20 protein-coding genes are annotated in these 18,919 nt (G+C 43.7%); 12 read left to right on the plus strand and 8 right to left on the minus strand.

The annotated features are described in order from the left end of the window. Window positions 1–98 precede the first annotated feature (98 nt). From AC6CHI_RS08625 to truA, 4 genes are all read left to right on the plus strand, one after another. Window positions 99–1,523 carry a FimV/HubP-related protein gene (locus tag AC6CHI_RS08625; RefSeq protein WP_498120722.1) on the plus strand — a complete coding sequence of 475 codons (1,425 nt, stop codon included), beginning with the start codon at window positions 99–101 and terminating at the stop codon, window positions 1,521–1,523. A 67-nt stretch (window positions 1,524–1,590) separates the two neighbouring features. Continuing rightward, window positions 1,591–2,886 carry a T4P machinery localization factor FimV gene (fimV, locus tag AC6CHI_RS08630; protein ID WP_498120723.1) on the plus strand — a complete coding sequence of 432 codons (1,296 nt, stop codon included), beginning with the start codon at window positions 1,591–1,593 and terminating at the stop codon, window positions 2,884–2,886. A 45-nt stretch (window positions 2,887–2,931) separates the two neighbouring features. Then, entirely contained in the window at window positions 2,932–3,900 is a 969-nt protein-coding gene (locus AC6CHI_RS08635; protein ID WP_498120724.1) for an asparaginase domain-containing protein, read from the plus strand. Between the two features lie 18 nt (window positions 3,901–3,918). Next, window positions 3,919–4,716, plus strand: coding sequence for a tRNA pseudouridine(38-40) synthase TruA (truA, locus tag AC6CHI_RS08640; protein WP_498120726.1), 798 nt, complete (start codon window positions 3,919–3,921; stop codon window positions 4,714–4,716). Between the two features lie 76 nt (window positions 4,717–4,792). Here the strand turns inward: truA and AC6CHI_RS08645 are convergent, their stop codons facing one another. Continuing rightward, on the minus strand, window positions 4,793–5,800 hold the full coding sequence (locus AC6CHI_RS08645; protein ID WP_458892627.1) for an AraC family transcriptional regulator: 1,008 nt from the start codon (window positions 5,798–5,800) through the stop codon (window positions 4,793–4,795). A gap of 228 nt (window positions 5,801–6,028) precedes the next feature. Here AC6CHI_RS08645 and infA point away from each other — a divergent pair, with 228 nt between their 5' ends. Both infA and AC6CHI_RS08655 read left to right on the plus strand, forming a co-directional pair. After that, window positions 6,029–6,250 carry a translation initiation factor IF-1 gene (gene infA / locus AC6CHI_RS08650; protein ID WP_001284370.1) on the plus strand — a complete coding sequence of 74 codons (222 nt, stop codon included), beginning with the start codon at window positions 6,029–6,031 and terminating at the stop codon, window positions 6,248–6,250. Window positions 6,251–6,388: 138 nt separating this feature from the next. Beyond that, window positions 6,389–6,775 (plus strand): hypothetical protein, encoded by a 387-nt coding sequence (locus AC6CHI_RS08655; protein WP_498120728.1) that lies wholly within the window; start codon window positions 6,389–6,391, stop codon window positions 6,773–6,775. 58 nt (window positions 6,776–6,833) lie between these two features. On the opposite strand, the gene leuB is transcribed toward AC6CHI_RS08655, so the two are convergent. From leuB to leuC, 4 genes are all read right to left on the minus strand, one after another. After that, window positions 6,834–7,913, minus strand: coding sequence for a 3-isopropylmalate dehydrogenase (gene leuB / locus AC6CHI_RS08660; protein WP_498120730.1), 1,080 nt, complete (start codon window positions 7,911–7,913; stop codon window positions 6,834–6,836). Between the two features lie 35 nt (window positions 7,914–7,948). After that, complete coding sequence (locus AC6CHI_RS08665; protein WP_458892624.1) at window positions 7,949–8,518, minus strand: hypothetical protein; 570 nt, start codon at window positions 8,516–8,518, stop codon at window positions 7,949–7,951. A 101-nt stretch (window positions 8,519–8,619) separates the two neighbouring features. Continuing rightward, window positions 8,620–9,270, minus strand: a complete 651-nt coding sequence (leuD, locus tag AC6CHI_RS08670; RefSeq protein WP_498120731.1) for a 3-isopropylmalate dehydratase small subunit — start codon at window positions 9,268–9,270, stop codon at window positions 8,620–8,622. A gap of 21 nt (window positions 9,271–9,291) precedes the next feature. Then, window positions 9,292–10,710 (minus strand): 3-isopropylmalate dehydratase large subunit, encoded by a 1,419-nt coding sequence (leuC, locus tag AC6CHI_RS08675; protein ID WP_498120733.1) that lies wholly within the window; start codon window positions 10,708–10,710, stop codon window positions 9,292–9,294. Window positions 10,711–10,940: 230 nt separating this feature from the next. Here leuC and AC6CHI_RS08680 point away from each other — a divergent pair, with 230 nt between their 5' ends. Both AC6CHI_RS08680 and AC6CHI_RS08685 read left to right on the plus strand, forming a co-directional pair. Next, the gene (locus AC6CHI_RS08680; protein ID WP_458892621.1) at window positions 10,941–11,183 is read left to right on the plus strand and encodes a DUF2061 domain-containing protein; all 243 of its coding nucleotides are present in this window, start codon (window positions 10,941–10,943) and stop codon (window positions 11,181–11,183) included. A 122-nt stretch (window positions 11,184–11,305) separates the two neighbouring features. Next, entirely contained in the window at window positions 11,306–12,163 is an 858-nt protein-coding gene (locus AC6CHI_RS08685; protein ID WP_498120735.1) for a LysR family transcriptional regulator, read from the plus strand. A 330-nt stretch (window positions 12,164–12,493) separates the two neighbouring features. Here AC6CHI_RS08685 and AC6CHI_RS08690 read toward each other — a convergent pair whose 3' ends face one another. Continuing rightward, window positions 12,494–12,748 (minus strand): DUF2789 family protein, encoded by a 255-nt coding sequence (locus AC6CHI_RS08690; protein WP_498120737.1) that lies wholly within the window; start codon window positions 12,746–12,748, stop codon window positions 12,494–12,496. A 148-nt stretch (window positions 12,749–12,896) separates the two neighbouring features. Further along, entirely contained in the window at window positions 12,897–13,550 is a 654-nt protein-coding gene (locus AC6CHI_RS08695; protein ID WP_458892618.1) for an HAD family hydrolase, read from the minus strand. Between the two features lie 182 nt (window positions 13,551–13,732). On the opposite strand from AC6CHI_RS08695, the gene AC6CHI_RS08700 reads away from it, so the two are divergent. Continuing rightward, window positions 13,733–14,215, plus strand: coding sequence for an RNA pyrophosphohydrolase (locus tag AC6CHI_RS08700; protein WP_016168296.1), 483 nt, complete (start codon window positions 13,733–13,735; stop codon window positions 14,213–14,215). Between the two features lie 85 nt (window positions 14,216–14,300). Further along, window positions 14,301–16,598: a phosphoenolpyruvate--protein phosphotransferase gene (gene ptsP, locus AC6CHI_RS08705; protein WP_498120740.1), complete on the plus strand. Its 2,298-nt coding sequence runs from the start codon at window positions 14,301–14,303 to the stop codon at window positions 16,596–16,598. On the opposite strand, the gene AC6CHI_RS08710 is transcribed toward ptsP, so the two are convergent. Beyond that, on the minus strand, window positions 16,595–16,792 hold the full coding sequence (locus AC6CHI_RS08710; protein WP_498120742.1) for a DUF7230 family protein: 198 nt from the start codon (window positions 16,790–16,792) through the stop codon (window positions 16,595–16,597). The genes ptsP and AC6CHI_RS08710 overlap by 4 nt on opposite strands. 236 nt (window positions 16,793–17,028) lie before the next feature. Between AC6CHI_RS08710 and AC6CHI_RS08715 the strand changes: the two genes are divergently transcribed. Then, the gene (locus tag AC6CHI_RS08715; RefSeq protein ID WP_498120744.1) at window positions 17,029–17,469 is read left to right on the plus strand and encodes a MarR family winged helix-turn-helix transcriptional regulator; all 441 of its coding nucleotides are present in this window, start codon (window positions 17,029–17,031) and stop codon (window positions 17,467–17,469) included. A 340-nt stretch (window positions 17,470–17,809) separates the two neighbouring features. Continuing rightward, on the plus strand, window positions 17,810–18,799 hold the full coding sequence (locus tag AC6CHI_RS08720) for a zinc-binding dehydrogenase (RefSeq protein WP_498120746.1): 990 nt from the start codon (window positions 17,810–17,812) through the stop codon (window positions 18,797–18,799). Window positions 18,800–18,919: the final 120 nt, after the last annotated feature.

Here is an 18,919-nt window from a genome sequence, read left to right on the forward strand (position 1 = left end):
TTTTTATGTAACTAGAATGTTATCCATTTACAATTCCTCCACATCTCGGTAAGGTATAATTCTCTCGTTGCGATATATGACCAGAGTCAAAAACTAAGATGACTGTATATAACAAATTAAAAATAGCTATTCTCGCCATTATTGCATCGCAGAACCTTCATGCGATTAGCATAGAGCCATTACAAATTCAGTCTGCGCCTGGGGAACTACTTTACGCAGAAATTCCGTTCCATCATGCCAAAACCGATGCTCCTGTACAGGTCAGCTTAGCGACGCCTGAAGATTTAAATTCGCTTGGTGTCATGCATCAGCCACCTGGTCATTTAAATTTCTTTTCACGCCAAAGCAGTTCCGGTGAAGGGGTCATTACTATTACGTCCTCACGTCCATTGACTGAATCTGAACTGAATATTGTGGTCAGAATTCAAGAAGGCAATGCGGTACATTTACAGCATATTCGTACACCAATTCAGCGTAATGCCTTGCCTAAACCTAGGTTCAATGCCAAGGCCAATGAAACAGTCCTCAGCCCAATCATGATTGTGAGTGAAAAGGATATTGCGCTAAATTTACCAACCAGTACCCAATTACAGCCACCCGTCATGGCAGCGCAAAGTCCTGCAATACCGGATCAAAAGGTTGCAGCTCAAAATCAAATCCAACCTGTAAAACTCGAAGCACGACCAAGCACAAATGATGCCCCGATTGTGGTGTCAAGCGTGGCCAATACATCTGCTCCAAGCGAGCAGACCACAACTACAAACGTGAAAACGAACGCTGTAACCAAACAAGCAACTAATGTTGCAACGACAGCAAGTACACAATCGGCAGATCCTTTGGTCCAGCAATATCAAAAACGGGTTGAGGCCGAGAAGCTTGCGGCTAATGCTGCCCAAGCACCGGCTCCTGCTCCCGCAAAAGCCGCGAAAACACCTGCAGCTGAAACGGCAAAGTCCACTCCTGCACCAGTAGCCGCTAAACCTGCACAGTCCAATCAACATGTGGTACAAAACAACGAATCATTGTGGGCAATTGCACAACGGGTTGCTACTGAGCAAAATCGTCCCATTGGCGAAGTGATGCAACAAATTAAAACTGAAAATACCCATGCCTTTATTCAAGGCGATATTAATCGCTTGCGTCGCGGGGCAACCTTAAACCTACAGACCAACACCAACAAGCCGCAAAAACAGGTGGTGAACCCGACGACGACAACTGCAAAACAGTCTGGAAAAGCCAAATACCGCCTTAACCAAGCCGAAATGAGCCTCGTAGCGGAAAAAAATCCAGAATCCACCAATGGCAGTGCCAAACAGAAAGCTGAGAACGAACAAATATCAAATGAATTGTCATTAAAAGTTATGACATCACGAGAAAAAACCGTTAAATTACAGAAAGACGTAACCCAGCTGGAATTGGCACTCCGTCAAAAGGATCAAAGAATTCAATTATTAAATGCTCGTCTTGCACAATTGCAACAACAGTTGAAAGCACAACAAGCACAGAAAAAGCCAAACAGCTAAAGTGTTATATAATTTTGATATTAGAATCAGTGTCTTAAATTTGCATTCGATTCATAAGGGGTAAAACATGCTGATTTATGTGATTCCGTTTGTACTTTTGTTAGTCGTCGCAATTGTTTTAAAAAAGCGCGAAGCAAGTAAAGAAGCCGACACGGCACCTAAAAAAACGGCGGCGGCACGCAACAAAGCTAAAACACCTGCAAGCAAACGGAAAACCCCAGCAAAAGCACAAGTTGTGGAAGAAGAGCCCGTTATTGAGCACAAACAGGCAACCGTACTCAATAATGAATTACGCACTCAAATTCAGGGTCTGATTCGTGACCGCAACTTTTTTGCCGCAGAAGCTCAGATTAATCAGGCCCTGAATAAAGATAATTCGCAACATGAATTGTATTTACTCTTGCTCGAAGTTCATCTTCAACAAAAAGATGAATTTGCTATTGGTCAACTCTTCAATCATTTACGTTCTTTAGAGCTAGATGAGACACTAGCTCAGGCTGAACAGAAAAAAGCTGAATATGACAAAGAACATGCTTTTCAAGCTGAAACAAATGAACATCAGCCTGTCGCTGCATCTTTGAATGCTACGCCTCAATCCAATCTAAACAACAGTTTAGATTTTGATGCCCTGATTCAAGATAAACAGCCGACTCTAGCGAGCCATCAGGCCCAACCAGAAACGCTCGAACAAGATAAACCCTTAGAGTTCAAATCCTTTAGCATTAGCTCTGAAACGATTGAACCCGCGTCTGAACCTGCCGTAAAAGAAAAAACTGTAAGCTCTCCGTCCGACAGTTTAGAGTTAAAGCCACAAGCTGAAGAAATCTCAACGGCAAAACCAGAAGCTGAAGCTGCAGTGACCGAGTTGAAAGATCTGGAATTCTCATTCGCGCTGGACCCAGTTTCAAACACTGCTTCTACAACCGAACCGGCCGTTACAGCCGCTGAGGAAAAGTCTGAAACTGAAGATCAACCTGAATTTAAATTCTCATTTGATCTTGAGCCATCTACATCGACTCAAGCAGCACCGCAGATTGAGCCAGACATTGCTGCACCAGCAATATCATTTGATCTCGAGCGGCAACAAACAAATCTGGCAACTGAACAGGCCATCACACAAGATCTGACTGAATCTGCACCAGCTAGCGCACAAACAGAGATAAATTTACAAGATCCTTTAGTGCAGTCCTTCCCTGAGCTGTGTGAGGTCAATGAAATTACACTTAATCTGGATTTAGCCCAACAGTACATTCAGTTAGGCGCTTATGAAGCGGCTCGTCGTCTGCTCGCTGAAAAATCGAATAAATTTTCAACGGAACAACAGCAACAAGCTCAACAGTTACTGAATCAAATAGCTTCTTAAAGCATTTCCCTCTACTATAAAGCAGTCATACTTGACTGCTTTTTTATGATGAAAAAAATTGCTTTAATTTATATGGGTGGAACTTTTGGCTGTGTTGGAGAACCGCTGAGCCCAATGCCAGCAGCTGAATTTATTCCTCAACTGGAAAAAGTACTGCCCCTCGACCTGAATATTGAATGCCTAGTTGCTCCGGTAATCAAGGATAGCAGTGCCTGTACAGCTGCTGATTGGCTGCAACTGATCCAATTTATACAACACCTGCAATTACAACAATTCCAGCATTTCGTGATTATTCATGGTACAGATACACTGAGTTATGCCAGTGCAATACTCGCTAGATTTATTGGGCAATCGGCCCATGTTGTGCTGACTGGCAGCCAGTATCCTTTACTCAATATAGAGGGAAGCGATACACGCGAATTTACCGATGCGATTGATAATCTGAATTTTGCCTTACACGCTGTACACAACCAACCTGTCGGGGTGTACTTGGCATTCCATCAGCAGTTATTCCACGGTCGTAGTGTATTAAAACAACATACCACTGAATTAGATGCCTTTGCAGGGCTGGACAGCCACGTTGAACTTGCACAGCCTGCTGCTTATGTTGTGAGTGATGACGATCTGGTGAAAGCGCAGGGCTTTAATTGCTTGAATCTCATGGTACAACCGATTGACTTAGCTCAACAATTACAAAATTTACAGTTGATCGCCCAACGCCCTCCGCGCTTCCTGATTTTACAAGGCTTTGGTACAGGCAATATGGCCGTCAATGCCGCTTGTATTGAGTTGTTGCAACAATTACGTCAGCAAGGATGTCTGGTGATCCTCACCACACAAGTCTGCTTCGGTACGCTTGATCAGCGCTATGCCATCAGTCGCTGGATTCAGGATGCTGGGGTCTTGGTCAGCGACTGTATCAGTCATGCGGATTTATATGCCAAAGCATTACAGATGTATTTAAAATACGACACAGCTGAGCAATGTTTCGCACATTGGCATGCTTCAGTTTAATTTGAGGTAAGTAACCCTATGCAACGTTTCGCCATCGGCATCGAATTTTCAGGTGTTCATTATCGTGGCTGGCAAACTCAGCAAGCTGGTGTCATCAGTGTGCAAGAAACACTAGAAAAAGTGCTCAGTAAAATTGCGAATGAGCCAATTATGCTGCATGGCGCAGGCCGGACAGACGCAGGGGTTCATGCCACCAATATGGTGGCACATTTCGATACAAATGCCATCCGTCCAGAACGTGGCTGGCTGATGGGAGCCAATAGCCAACTCCCCAAAGATATCGCGATCCAATGGATTAAAGAAATGGATCATGAATTTCATGCCCGTTTCAAAGCTCAGGCACGTCGTTATCGTTATGTGGTGTATAACCATCCACAACGCCCAGCGTTGCTGTATAAACAAGTGACGCATACCTATTGCGCTCTTGATGTCGCCAAGATGATGGCAGCCGCGAAAAAATTTGAAGGCACCCATAATTTCGAGAGTTTTCGTGCAGCGGCCTGCCAATCCAATCAGCCTGTGCGCCATGTCAGCCATTGTCGCCTGATTCAACATGGGGCGTATTTAGTGCTTGATATTCAAGCCGATGGCTTCTTACATCATATGGTGCGCAATATTATGGGCTGCTTGCTTGAAATTGGCCAAGGCATGTATGACGTAGATCATATTGACCACATCTTTGCGGCACAAGACCGTAAAGCCGCAGGAGTGACAGCACCGCCCGATGGTCTGTATTTTATTCATGCCGACTATCCAGCGCAGTTCGATTTACCTAAAGTCGCTTTAGGACCGCATTGGCTGAATATGCCTGAATAAATCAAGCGTTTTCAAATACTGCTCTGCGCCAACATAAAAAACCTCCCGAATGGAGGTTTTTTATCGACTTTAATGCCTAACGCTGTTTACGTTTCCGATATTCAACCGGGGTTTCATTGGTCCAACGCTTAAATGCGCGGTAAAAAGTACTTGGTTCAGAGAAGCCTGTGAGATAAACAATTCGCTCCACACTTTCATTGGTATTTGCCAACAATTTCTTTGCCAAGCGACAGCGATAGTCTGAAAGAATCTGCTGAAAACTGGTATTGGCTTCACTCAATTGGGTCCGCAGACGACGTGGGGTAATATTGAGATGCGCTGCAACAGTTTCCAGCGTAGTCTCCCCACTTTCGAGCGTTGAACCTATTGCACGACGCACTTCACCCACCAGGTCATAGCGTGCCAATTCCTGCAATTTCTCAAGCGCGAGTTGCTCATGTAATTGTAATAGTTCAGGTTCTGCCTGCCATAATGGATAGGCTAAAATTGACGGATCAAAATATAGACGGGTTTCTTTTTGCCCTAAACTGACTGGACACTCAAATACGCGAAAGTACTCATCGTCTGGGGCACCTTGAGAAAAGTTAAAATCAATGTACAGCGGTTGAAACCGCCCTTCAGTAATGAATTTAAAAAACCGCAAAATGCCAGACATGGCACATTCAGAAAAATGACGATTGATGATATTTTCTGCCCAAGGCTGCTCGCCATTAGTCAAATAACAGCGGTCATCTTCAATCACCAAGCGAGCATGAAAAGCGTCACTGATTAGACGTTGATATGCTAAGGCACGCTTTAAACCTTCACCAAAGTTTTCACTACTGACAAATAGATGCTCAATCACCTGCCCTCGATATAAAGGCAAGTGTTCACCTAAATGTAAACCAATATCTGGGTCCTTGCTGACTTCCTCTGCCGCAGCCCAAAAGGCAAATTGCGCATTTAATGGGGTTCGATCATTGGCATGAACTTGTTTTAAAGCCACCCCTGCTTTTGTTAAAATTTCTTCGGTTGGTAATCCTGAACGACGAATCGCCTGATAGCCCAATCGCAGTACAACCGATGCATCCGTTAGCTGACCCACGCAATGACCTTCCTTGTATGTTATTCATTTATACCTAAAACAATAATTTAGATTAACTGCGATTGACCAAACTGACAACATCTATAGTCAAATTTTTCTGGAATTTTTTGAAACCGACAGTTCGCTTAATTTACTGCCAGCCAGCACGCAAGCACGGCTTTGATTCTTGATTTTTTCTAAAAAATTGACTATAATTTGCCCCTTTCCAATTTGATCATCAGGTAGGCTATGGCCAATAAAGAGGAACTCATTGAGTTCGAAGGCGTTGTCACCGAAACGCTTCCTAATACGATGTTCCGTGTACGTTTAGAAAACGGTCACGAAGTAATTGCTCACATTTCTGGTAAAATGCGTAAACACTATATCCGCATTTTAACTGGCGACAGTGTGAAGGTAGAAATGACCCCTTATGACCTCACTAAAGGTCGTATCACGTACCGTGCACGCTAATTAGTGAATGCAAATGAAGCCACATGATGTGGCTTTTTTGTTGCCTAAATTTTTGTATAAAACCGTTTATCCAACTCTACAACCATCGCGGCTATACTTGCCTATAATAAGAAAATCATCATCCGCATAGGATCTCCTATGAAGCTGATTTCCTTATTACTATGCAGTCTTTGCTTGTTCCTCTCCGCTTGCGCTACTACGCCCACTTCTAGTGTGCAACTGGAACAGTATTTACAACGCTATATCGGTCAATCCAGTGCCTATATTAAGCAAAACTTTGATTTACAGGCCTTAGGTTATGCTCCTGCAGAGCTGATGAAACAAGATCAGCACATGCTGTTATATAGTATTCCACGTTCAATCAATATTCCCATCCCTCAAGCGCCAAACAGTATGGGCGAAGCCCCGTTATACATTCCCAGCAACAGTACGCAGCACTATCCAACCGATCTTGCCTGTAACATCGTTTTCCAACTGAAAAATGACATTGCCATATCGGTACAGGTGAGCCAACGCACGTGCTAAAACCTTTTATACATAAAAAAACGCAGCTTAGAGCTGCGTTTTTCGTGTGGTCACACCATTATGCGAGCGCAGCAACAACCGCTTGACCCATTTCCACAGTCCCAACCTTGTTCATACCTTCAGACATAATATCCGCTGTACGTAAACCTTGATCCAGTACTTGACCTACTGCATCTTCAATGGCTTGAGCTGCCGCTTCTTCACGGAACGTGTAACGTAGCATCATTGCCACCGACAAAATGGTGGCCAATGGATTCGCAACATTTTGACCCGCGATATCTGGTGCAGAGCCATGACAAGGTTCATACATGCCTTTGCCATTTTCATCTAAAGAGGCTGAAGGCAACATACCAATCGAACCCGTCAACATCGCTGCCTCATCCGACAAAATATCGCCAAACAAGTTGCCCGTGACAATCACATCAAACTGCTTCGGCGCACGAACCAACTGCATCGCGGCATTATCGACATACATATGCGACAAATTAATTTCAGGATATTGCTGTTCTTTTAATGCAGTAACGGTTTGCTTCCAAAGCTCGGTGACTTCAAGGACGTTGGCTTTATCCACTGAACAGACTTTACCACCGCGTAATCCAGCCATCTCAAAAGCGACTTTGGCAATACGCTTAATTTCTGATTCAGAATAAACATCCGTATTAAAGCCTTGCTTCTCACCATTTTCGAGTTCACGGATACCACGTGGCTGACCAAAATAGATCCCACCTGTTAATTCACGCACGATTAAGATATCTAAACCCGCCACAATTTCAGGTTTCAAGCTTGAAGCATCCGCCAATTGCGGATAGAGAATCGCAGGACGCAAGTTCGCGAATAGATTTAGTTCGCTACGGATTTTTAATAATCCGCGTTCTGGGCGAATTGCACGCTCAATCGTATCCCATTTTGGACCACCGACAGCACCCAATAAAATCGCATCGGCTTTTTTCGCCTGTTCCGCAGTCACTGCTGGGTAGGGTTCGCCATGCGCATCAATTGCCGCGCCGCCCAGTAAACCATGCTCCCATGTTAAACCTAAATTAAATTTTGTATTGACTCGGTCAAGTACATGCTCGGCAGCTTTGACAATTTCTGGTCCAATACCATCACCCGCCAAAATCAAAATTTGTTTAGACATGAGAACTTCCATTATTTGATCAGTACACTGACTGTTTAGAGATTAATTTTTTGCTCTACAAACTCGCCCAATCCAGTTTGAGGATCATACGGTCTACAGAAGCGGCGAATTGTTTTTTGTTCTTGCTGTAAATCTACACACAATGGATCTGGCGCAGACGCATTCAATAAACTGACATGTTGTCTGGTTCGATCACGATACATTGTAAAGGTATAGCGTTGTTTGGCCTTAAATGCATGAATTACATGTAAAGTTTCAGCTCGATCAGGCGAAATTGGATAAAACCGAATGACCAATTCCTGCTGTTTTGCAGGTGCAGACAAATACAAGGCATTCGGTTGATTCAATGATTTCGCTTGTAAGCGTACCAAGCCTTTATCAATTGCATCGGTGGTCACGCGATGAGTTTTTGAATCTATGATAAAGACATCACCTAGACGCTCAAACTCACAATTATGTGTTCCTGAACAATAAATTAAAGCATTGGCATGTGTGCTTTCGGTATGTTCCACTTGTTTAATGCGGGCACTGTCCAACCATTGGCAACCACTCAGTGCACTCAACAATAATCCTGCAACTACACATCGACCGAAAACCTTCGTCATCTTTCTAGCCCAACCTTGCGTAATAAAGCATTTATCATCTTGATTATGCCTCCGATGTTAGCAAGAGTTGGGCCGTGTTGTCATGACCTAATCTGCACGCTTTAGCCCTGAATTTCTTGAAAAACCCATGGACGCGACTGTTTGGTTTTGGCTTCATAGGCACGAATATCATCTTGGGCCTGTAAAGTTAAACCAATGTCATCCAAACCATTTAATAAACAATGCTTACGGAACGGATCAACTTCAAATTTAAATGCCCCACCTGATGGTGTACGCACTTCTTGTGCTTCAAGGTCAATGGTCAACTGATAGCCTTCCGTTGCCGCACATTCTTTAAAAAGCTGATCGACAATTTCTTCGGCCAAAATTACCGGTAACATGCCATTTTTAAAGCTGTTATTAAAGAAAATGTCCGCATAGCTTGGCGCAATCACGGTACGGAAACCATACTCTTCCAATGCCCACGGCGCATGTTCACGGCTTGAACCACAACCGAAGTTGGCACGAGAAATTAAAATTGTCGCACCTTGATAACGCGGCTGATTCAATGCGAACTCAGGATTTTTAGGACGCTTAGAATTGTCTTGACCTAAAAAACCTTCGTCTAAATAGCGTAATTCATCAAATAAGTTTTCACCAAAACCAGTGCGCTTAATCGACTTCAAAAACTGTTTTGGAATAATTAAATCTGTATCGACATTGGCACGGTCTAATGGTGCAACAATACCTTGTTCAACGGTATATTTTTTCATGTCTTTGCTCCCCAGCCCGAATTAAAATGATCGTACATCAACGAAATGACCTGCAATTGCCGCTGCGGCTGCCATTGCTGGACTCACCAAATGCGTACGACCACCATTGCCCTGACGGCCTTCAAAGTTACGGTTTGAGGTTGAAGCACAATGCTCACCCGGTTGTAATTTATCCGCATTCATTGCCAAGCACATTGAGCAACCTGGTTCACGCCATTCAAAACCAGCTTCAAGGAAGACTTGATCCAAACCTTCGTCTTCGGCTTGTTTCTTGACTAAACCAGAACCTGGAACCACCATGGCTTGTTTAATAGTTGCAGCAACTTTACGACCTTTCACCACTTCTGCCGCAGCACGAATATCTTCAATACGTGAATTGGTACATGAACCAATAAACACACGATCCAATTGAATATCTGCCAATGCCTGACCGGCTTGCAAGCCCATGTATTGATACGCACGGGTCCAGTCATTGCGTTGTACATCATCTTTAGCATCTGCCAAAGTCGGTACGGCTTGAGATACTGGAATCACCATCTCTGGAGAAGTACCCCATGACACTTGTGGCTCAATTTCTTCGCCTTGTAAAACCACGACCGTGTCAAACTCGGCATCAGCATCGGAATGTAAGGTATTCCAATAGGCTACCGCAGCATCCCACTGCTCTGCTTTCGGTGCATAAGGACGGTCTTTCACATAAGCAATGGTTTTATCATCAACAGCCACCATGCCCACACGTGCACCCGCTTCAATTGCCATGTTACATACCGTCATACGTCCTTCAATCGACATGTCACGGAATACCTGACCACCGAATTCAATTGCATGACCTGTACCGCCAGCGGTCCCGATTTTTCCAATAATGGCTAAGACCACGTCTTTAGGTGTCACGCCCTGACCTAATGTCCCATCCACGCGGACTAACATGTTCTTCATTTTTTTCTGAACCAAGCATTGGGTCGCCAATACATGCTCAACTTCTGAAGTTCCAATCCCGTGTGCCAAACAGCCAAAAGCACCATGTGTCGCCGTATGCGAGTCACCACACACCACCGTCATACCCGGTAAAGTTAAACCTTGTTCTGGCCCAACCACATGGGCAATCCCTTGGCGGATATCATTGATTTTGAATTCAACAATATTGAAGGCTTCACAGTTGTCATCCAAGGTTTGTACCTGAATACGTGAAGTATCATCTTCAATCCCTGCAATCCCCTGCTCACGCTCTTTTTTTGACGTCGGCACGTTATGGTCAGGTGTTGCAACATTGGCACTTAAACGCCATGGTTGACGGCCTGCAAGCTGTAAACCTTCGAATGCCTGCGGTGAAGTCACTTCATGTAATAAATGACGGTCGATATAAAGTAAGCACGAACCATCATCACGTTGTTTTACTAAGTGGTCATCCCACAATTTGTCATATAAGGTTTTGCCTGCCATGTCGACGCGCTCCATAGAACTGGGTAATTGCTATACTTTAGGTGATTATAACGCTGAAATAATATAAATCTAATTTATCATTTTTATAGATTTAAAAACTTTTTGGAATAGATTCAACACCCAATTAAAATCGTATTATTCGATTATTTTAAAATAATTATTCGTTTTTACAGATTAAATTAAACTCATTATCATTAAGCCATACAGCGCAGCTCAAGGACATTTTTCTCATGGCACATATTTATCATTTTGTTCAGCACAATCAACGCACCTTAAAAAAAACCTTTAGCTACTACCTGATGCATATCAGTGTAGCGATGTTCGTTGGCTACTTTGTCACAGGCAGCTGGGTCATGGCAATTACCTTAAGTTTACTCGAACCCACAGTTCAGGCGATCGCGTTCTTTTTCCATGAAAAAGTCTGGGATAAAAATTCAAATCAGGCGACGAGCACACAGGACATTTCAGCCTAATCATTCAGTCCTGAGTATGCTTTCCTCTTTGCACCCTAAATCTGGGTGCTTTTTTTATTTGCTTAATGCTAAAAGTTTATAAATAATACATAACACATAAAAAAACTTTATGGATTATATCTATGAACTTGGCCGCCTTTGAAGCCTTTGTAAAAGTAATGGAAACAGGTTCGATTTCCTTAGCGGCTGACCAACTGTTTATTACCCAACCCGCGGTCACCAAACGAATTCATAGTTTAGAAGATTATTTTGGGGTTAAACTGTTTGAATCCGCAGGACGTGGGGTACAAGCTACCCATGCTGCACACTCGCTGTTGCCCAAAGTTAAAAACTGGCTAAATGAACTGGGTGATATTCATCACACCCTGAGCCATGAACAAGGACAAGTACAAGGCAAACTGAAAATCGGCACTAGCCATCATATTGGCCTGCATCACCTCCCGCATCATTTACGCAATTATGTACAACACTTTCCACAAGTCACTTTAGATGTGCATTTTGTTGATTCAGAGCAAGCCCACGAACAGGTTTTGGCTGGTGATCTAGAACTGGCCTTTCTGACGCTACCACCGCAAGGGGATGAACGCTTAAATTATGTCACCATTTGGAATGACCCTCTGGTGTTTGTGGCGGCCCCATTTCACCCTTTGGCTCAGAAGAAAAATCTAAAACTTGAAGATCTAATTGCCTATCCGAGTTTGTTGCCCTCTGCCCAAACTTATACCAGTCAAATCACCTTGGCTGAGTTTGAAAAGCAGGGCTTAAAGCCGAAAATTACCATGAGCAATAATCCGCTGGAATCAATCCGAATGTTGGTGTCAATTGGCTTAGGTTGGTCGGTGCTACCACAAACGCTGCTGAATCAGGATTTACAACAACTGGACATTCGTTTCGAAATGAACCGTCAACTGGGCATGGTTTGGCATCCTGGGCGGACACAGTCAAAAGCAGTGTTAGAACTGATTGAAATGATGAAATAAAATTCCAAAATGATAAAAAGCCATCTTTAAAGATGGCTTTTTTTATCTTTGCCATAGACCTTCGCTATAGATTTTTCGATACAACAACCTCTGAAAACAAGGCTGCAATCTCAAACTCAGGTGATTGTACCTTCGGGGTGACTTTTTCAAACTGCTCTATAGAAGTCATTTTACCGCGACCAATACGGCACGTATCTTACTCAGGCTGATTCATGCAGGTCACCCGCTTAAACCAAACTGAAAATGAAAAGATTGTTGATCTTAACAGAGCTCTTTCTTTTGATTTATTCAGTTATGCCATGGTGCAACCTATTTAAGCCCATCCCTAAATTACAACTTATTTTTGAGCATTGAATCTTCATGCAACGATTCATTCAACTGATCGACAATAATCGCCCATTCACCATCGGACTGGATTTTTTCTTCTAAAAATTGCCGCTGTGCCCCGCTCCAAAAGTCGGCCTGAGCAATATGGGTTTGTGCATTCAGTTGATGCGTCACAATAAATAGCGCGATTGCGTCTTCACTGGCATCTAAACCGAGCTGTTCAAATAAATGTGTCATTCTTGGGCGCACTTGATTCATTTTAATATCCTCCAGTGTTCTTATTCTCCCTCTTAGCATATCAACACAACAGCCGAGAAACTGTTAAATCTCTTTAATCTGTCCATAAAAAAGCATGGGCAGATTTCAATCCACCCATGCTTGTTCATCAAAATCTACTAAAAATTCTTTAGCTGATTGACCAGTCTTGAATGTCCCAGCCCTGTTCTTTGGCCAAAACTTCTAGGCGATCATCTGGATTCACCGCAATCGCATGATCGGCATATTCCAACAAGAAACGGTCATTGATGGAGTCGGAGTATGCCCAAGACTCTTTTACTTCTCGTCCATCTAGCCACAAGTCTAAACGCGCCAATTTACCTTTTTGGTAGCACGGAATATTGATCACTTTGCCCGTATATTTACCATCGATCACTTCTGCATTGGTGGCGATAATTTCGCTAATGCCAAATTCACGAAAAATCGGGGCCGTAATAAAGTCCGAAGTCGCAGTAATCCCCACCAAAGCATGTCCAGCTTCCCGATGTTTTTCAATTGCGGCAAATCCTTCAGGACGCATTTGTGGACGAATCACTTTATGCATAAAGCGTTCATGCAATTCCGTTAAATACTGATTGTCGTGCTGAGTCAGAAATTCAAAGACAAATTCATTATAGGCAATCGGGTCTAACTGCCCTGCTTTATAATCTTCATAAAATTTGTCATTCATTTGACGATGGCGGATAGGGTCGACCAGTCCTTCATTGACTAAAAACTCTCCCCAAGAATGATCTGAATCGGTATTAAGTAAGGTGTGATCGAGATCAAATAGCGCCAATTTCATGAAAATACTCGTAAAAACTGAAATTTAAGAAAAAATTTGTAAATCTATCTCCGCTAGTCGATAGAAATTCGTTAAGATCATAGCAATTTTAACATTTTAGCTTTGTTTTGGTTCGAGTTGGATAAAGAAATAACAATCCCCGAACGCGAGGCCACAATATTACACAAAATTTAGGTAGCCAAATGATCGACTCTGAAGGTTTCCGACCCAATGTCGGGATCATTTTGGCAAACGACTTTGGACAGGTTTTATGGGCAAAACGCATTGGACACAATGCTTGGCAATTTCCACAAGGAGGTATCCAATATGGAGAAACCCCTGAACAGGCACTTTATCGTGAGCTGAGAGAAGAAGTTGGCTTACTGCCCGAACACGTCGAAATCATAGCGCAAACTAAGGGTTGGCTGCGCTATCGTTTGCCACATCGATATATACGTGCGGATTCAGACCCCGTATGTATTGGTCAAAAACAAAAGTGGTTTTTACTGAAACTGACCGCTTCGGTACAGCATATTCAATTGAATTTGTCTGACCCGCCAGAATTTGACCAATGGCAATGGGTCAGTTACTGGTATCCATTAGGACAGGTGGTGAATTTCAAGCGCGATGTCTACCGTAAAGCCATGGTAGAGTTGTGCAATCAATTACCCATTAAAAAACCTTAAAAAAAATGTATAAAAATGCAGATTTTTTAAGACACTATTGCTATAAATAATACTAATTTAGACCTTTATTTTGGGAGCAGACTTTATGTCAAATATGCAACTGGATACCCTCAGACGGATTGTACAAGAAATCAATGCGTCCACCAGTTTGCATGAATCACTCGACATAATGGTCAATCAAGTCGCTGAAGCGATGCATGTCGATGTCTGCTCCATCTACCTTCTCGACGAACGCAATCAACGTTATCTGCTCATGGCCTCTAAAGGTCTGAACCCCGAATCGGTCGGTCATGTATCTTTACATACTGGTGAAGGACTTGTCGGCCTTGTCGGGCAACGTGAAGAAATCGTCAACCTAGACGATGCACCGAAGCACGAAAGGTTTATGTATCTGCCAGAAACAGGGGAAGAAATTTATAACTCGTTCCTCGGTGTACCTGTGATGTACCGTCGTAAAGTGATGGGGGTATTGGTGGTACAAAATAAGGAACGACAAGATTTTAGCGAAGCCGCTGAATCTTTTCTGGTGACCTTATGTGCGCAGTTGTCGGGCGTGATTGCACATGCTCATGCCGTGGGCAATATTGATGTGTTCCGTAAGCCGAACAATCTACCAGCCTATAAAACCTTCCAAGGGGTTTCAGGTTCTGGTGGCATTGCCTTGGGTCGTGCTGTCATCTTGTATCCTCCTGCAGATTTATCCGCAGTTCCTGACCGTGAAGCCGATGACATCAGTGAAGAACTGGATTTACTGGATCGAGCGCTTACTGCAGTACGCGAAGAAATTCAGTCACTCGATGACAAAATGCAAGATGCCTTGATGGCCGAAGAACGCGCCCTGTTTAGCGTGTTCCTACGCATGCTGGATGAGAATGCCCTGCCAGCCGAAATTAAATCAGAAATTCGGGATGGTAATTGGGCACAAGGTGCTGTACGCATTGTCATCGATAATCATATTGCCCTGTTTGCGCAAATGGAAGATGACTACTTACGTGAACGCGTCGCCGATCTGAAAGATTTAGGCCGACGAATTTTAGCGTTTTTGCAAGAAGCGGATTCTAGCCATCGTGAGCTGACCGATGAAAGCATCCTGATTGGGGAAGAAATTTCCACGGCGGCCTTGGTCGAATTGCCAGTAGATAAGATTGCCGCGATTGTGACTACCGAAGGCGCCATGAATTCACATATGGTGATTGTGGCACGTGCCTTAGGCATTCCAACCGTGGTCGGGGTCACGGAACTGCCGATCAATACCCTTGATGATGCCGAAATGATTGTCGATGCCCATCAGGGACGGGTCTTTATTAACCCGCCGCGTCGTTTGCGAACCCGCTATAAAGAAATTCAGAAAGAAGAAGAGCAAATTGCCAAAGACCTGAAACAGTACGAGACCAAAGATGCCATCACTCCAGATGGTGTTGCAGTGCGCTTATACGTCAATACAGGTTTAATGATTGATGTGGTGCGTGGTGTGCAGCGCGGGGCGAAAGGTGTCGGGCTGTATCGTTCTGAAATTCCGTTTATGCTACGTGACCGCTTCCCTGGCGAAGAAGAACAACGTGCCATTTATCGCCAGCAACTCAGCCATTTCGCCAACAAGCCAGTGGTGATGCGTACCCTCGATATTGGTGCAGATAAAGACCTGCCTTACTTCTCAATTGAAGAAGAAAACTCAGCTTTAGGTTGGCGTGGCATTCGTTTTACCCTCGACCATCCTGAGATCTTTTCTTCGCAAATTCGTGCCATGCTCAAAGCCAGCATTGGCCTGAATAATTTGCATATTCTGTTACCTATGGTGACCAGTGTTAGTGAAGTCGAAGAAGCCCTGTATTTACTGGATCGTGACTGGCATGCCGTTCAAGAAGAAGAACAGGTCAAAATTAATAAACCTAAAATCGGGATTATGGTTGAAGTGCCAAGTGTGCTACTGCAAATTGAAGAGTTTGCAGAATTGGTGGACTTCTTCTCGGTCGGTTCAAATGACTTAACCCAATACTTATTAGCCGTAGACCGCAACAATCCACGGGTTGCTAACGTCTATTCGCATTACCATCCTTCTATCTTGAGAGCACTCACGCGCTTGGTACAAGAATGTCATCAGTATGACAAGCCGATTAGTATCTGTGGGGAAATGGCGGGTGATCCGCTATCTGCGGTGCTGCTCATGGCGATGGGCTTTAATACCCTCTCGATGAGTTCGAGCAATATCTTACGTGTGCGTAAAGCGATTTGTCATGTCCCGATGAGCGATGCACAAGAACTGCTGGAACGTGTGTTGAAAATGAGTAATCCGTTAATGGTGAAAAGCTGGATGGAATATTATTTTAAAACGCATGGTTTAGCGGATATGGTGAAATCGAGTACCCGAATTGTCAGTGCCTAAGTCAACAGCACAGTATTGATGAGACATGAAAAAGGGCGATAATCTTCGGAATATCGCCCTTGTTTGTGTTTGTTATAACCACGTTTTGCATTTTTCTTTCGATCTACAAACACTTGGCTTTTGTTGACCTCGTGCATGTATTTTGCTACAAAATTATGCATCACAGCTTCTGGCTGCGGCTTCTTCTTTGCCATTCTGTTTCACCTTATTCACAACAGATTTCAAGCATGCTCTGAGTAGAACATACCCTGCGATAATACGCCTTTTTGTTGCTTTTTCAAGCAATTTTTCATCCTCAGAACGTCCTACTTCGGTCTGCAAAAATGCTTCTAAATTCAGCCAGGGTCGACCGAGTAAAATTCATAATTGGCTACAAGCCTAGCGCGCTTACCGTTATAATATCAATAATTTCCACGCTCGGTGCCCGACCATGTCCAAATCAGAGGAGTTGTTAAAGCTCGATAATCAACTGTGCTTTGCGCTCTATTCGACCAATCTGGCACTGAACCAATATTATCGTAAATTACTGCAGCCACATGGGATTACTTATCCGCAGTACTTGGTTATGCTGATTTTATGGGAGCAGGATCAACTAACAGTATCTGAAATTGGCGAACGGATTTTTTTAGAGTCTTCCACCCTCACCCCCTTATTAAAACGTCTAGAAAGTTTGGGTTTGATTGAGCGTAAACGCTCAGTTGAAGATGAACGGCGCGTGCTGATTTCCCTGACAGACCAAGGCAAAGCCCTGAAACAAGCTGTATTGCCGATTCCTGAACAAATTTTGAATGCCATTCAATGTATGCCAGACCAAGTCACACAATTAAGAGAAGAGCTACATCGCTTACGTACGCAATTAAAACAGCAATAAGATAAAACACAGCAAAAAGGAGATTGAAAAGTCCGGCTTGTACATTTTACAATCATTTTATCTCCTTGCTTGGGACAGCGTCAGGCAACCAAATCCAATACATTTTCCATCATTCACATAAAAACAATCGTGCTCGACAGATATTGAGCCTTGTCTGCCCATACGAATAAAACACAACAAACCACCTGCTTTAGCATCATGGCTCTACTTTACCAAAGGGCTGAATGCACAGATCACCGTACGACAGGATCTGCTAAAGGTAAAGCACTTCCCCACCTCTTTCAACTCAATGTTTTGGCTAGGAAAAAATAATGATAAGCAGATAAAAAGGATGAACATCATGAGAAATCAAGCTTTTAGGTTAGCCAAATATCCGCAAGGAACATTGAGCACAGACATGTTTGATCTGCTTCCCTTTCCCCTCCCGCAGCTCACTCAAGGTGAGTTTTTAGTCAAACAAAGCTATATGTCCTTAGAACCAGCCTTGCAGAGCTGGCAGCACAAAACACTACTCAACCCAAGCAGCCCTGCAGTGTTTGATGATGTCTTACAGGCATATGGTGTGGGCATGGTGATTCAATCTTTGAATGCTCAATTTCCGGTTGGTGCGATGGTAGTGGGTCCGACCACATGGAGTGAGTATGTACTCGGGTGTGAGGAAATGCAGATTGTAGATTCGACCCTCCCCGCAGAAGCCGTGCTCGCGATTTTCTATTTGACTGGCCTGACGGCGTATGCGGGCTTAATCAAAATCGGACATGCTCAAAGCGGAGAAACCGTATTGATTTCTGATGCGAGCAGTAGCGTTGGGGCGCTATTGGGACAACTGGCAAAAGCCCACGGCTTAAAAGTGCTTGGCATCGCAGAATCGGCAGGTCAGTGTGCATGGCTAAAACAGCAGCTTGGATTTGATACCGCCCTCAACGAGAATGCGCCCGATTTAGCGACAGAATTAAAAGCCGCTGCCCCACATGGGATTGATCTTTTTTACCCCAATACGCAGCGCTCAAGCTTCAATCAGGTTATGCATCACATGAATCAATATGCACGGATTGTGTGGGGAACCACCCATGCTGTGCAAACTCAGCATCAGCCCAAACATGCCATAGATTGGGCCGATATACAGAGGAAAAGTCTGCATTTACAAGGCTTTGTGGTGGCTGATTATTTAGGCTACCAAGAGGAGGCCCATCGCGTGATTGCTACGTTGCTACAGCAAGGTCTAATCCAATATAAAGTCCATGTAATAGACGATCTAGAACATTTACCGCAACGCTTAATTGAGTATTTTAATCACGACCATATCGGTCAATTGATGGTGAAATTTTAATCTAGATCAGAATCTGGACTAAACCTGAATATATTTTTCTTCTACAAAAGAAAAAGCCCAACATCCTGTCGGGCTTTTCCGTATTTGTTGCTCGGTATAACATCCTGTTGCACCAAAACA

It is taken from the genome of Acinetobacter sp. GQ146 (assembly GCF_059758585.1).

Excerpts from the sequence above, each read along its gene's own strand:
- AC6CHI_RS08625 (WP_498120722.1), top strand. The coding sequence starts at position 99 with ATGACTGTATATAACAAATTAAAAATAGCTATTCTCGCCATTATTGCA.
- fimV (WP_498120723.1), top strand. The coding sequence starts at position 1,591 with ATGCTGATTTATGTGATTCCGTTTGTACTTTTGTTAGTCGTCGCAATT.
- AC6CHI_RS08635 (WP_498120724.1), top strand. The coding sequence starts at position 2,932 with ATGATGAAAAAAATTGCTTTAATTTATATGGGTGGAACTTTTGGCTGT.
- truA (WP_498120726.1), top strand. The coding sequence starts at position 3,919 with ATGCAACGTTTCGCCATCGGCATCGAATTTTCAGGTGTTCATTATCGT.
- infA (WP_001284370.1), top strand. The coding sequence starts at position 6,029 with ATGGCCAATAAAGAGGAACTCATTGAGTTCGAAGGCGTTGTCACCGAA.
- AC6CHI_RS08655 (WP_498120728.1), top strand. The coding sequence starts at position 6,389 with ATGAAGCTGATTTCCTTATTACTATGCAGTCTTTGCTTGTTCCTCTCC.
- leuB (WP_498120730.1), bottom strand. The coding sequence starts at position 7,913 with ATGTCTAAACAAATTTTGATTTTGGCGGGTGATGGTATTGGACCAGAA.
- AC6CHI_RS08665 (WP_458892624.1), bottom strand. The coding sequence starts at position 8,518 with ATGACGAAGGTTTTCGGTCGATGTGTAGTTGCAGGATTATTGTTGAGT.
- leuD (WP_498120731.1), bottom strand. The coding sequence starts at position 9,270 with ATGAAAAAATATACCGTTGAACAAGGTATTGTTGCACCATTAGACCGT.
- leuC (WP_498120733.1), bottom strand. The coding sequence starts at position 10,710 with ATGGCAGGCAAAACCTTATATGACAAATTGTGGGATGACCACTTAGTA.
- AC6CHI_RS08680 (WP_458892621.1), top strand. The coding sequence starts at position 10,941 with ATGGCACATATTTATCATTTTGTTCAGCACAATCAACGCACCTTAAAA.
- AC6CHI_RS08685 (WP_498120735.1), top strand. The coding sequence starts at position 11,306 with ATGAACTTGGCCGCCTTTGAAGCCTTTGTAAAAGTAATGGAAACAGGT.
- AC6CHI_RS08690 (WP_498120737.1), bottom strand. The coding sequence starts at position 12,748 with ATGAATCAAGTGCGCCCAAGAATGACACATTTATTTGAACAGCTCGGT.
- AC6CHI_RS08695 (WP_458892618.1), bottom strand. The coding sequence starts at position 13,550 with ATGAAATTGGCGCTATTTGATCTCGATCACACCTTACTTAATACCGAT.
- AC6CHI_RS08700 (WP_016168296.1), top strand. The coding sequence starts at position 13,733 with ATGATCGACTCTGAAGGTTTCCGACCCAATGTCGGGATCATTTTGGCA.
- ptsP (WP_498120740.1), top strand. The coding sequence starts at position 14,301 with ATGTCAAATATGCAACTGGATACCCTCAGACGGATTGTACAAGAAATC.
- AC6CHI_RS08710 (WP_498120742.1), bottom strand. The coding sequence starts at position 16,792 with ATGGCAAAGAAGAAGCCGCAGCCAGAAGCTGTGATGCATAATTTTGTA.
- AC6CHI_RS08715 (WP_498120744.1), top strand. The coding sequence starts at position 17,029 with ATGTCCAAATCAGAGGAGTTGTTAAAGCTCGATAATCAACTGTGCTTT.
- AC6CHI_RS08720 (WP_498120746.1), top strand. The coding sequence starts at position 17,810 with ATGAGAAATCAAGCTTTTAGGTTAGCCAAATATCCGCAAGGAACATTG.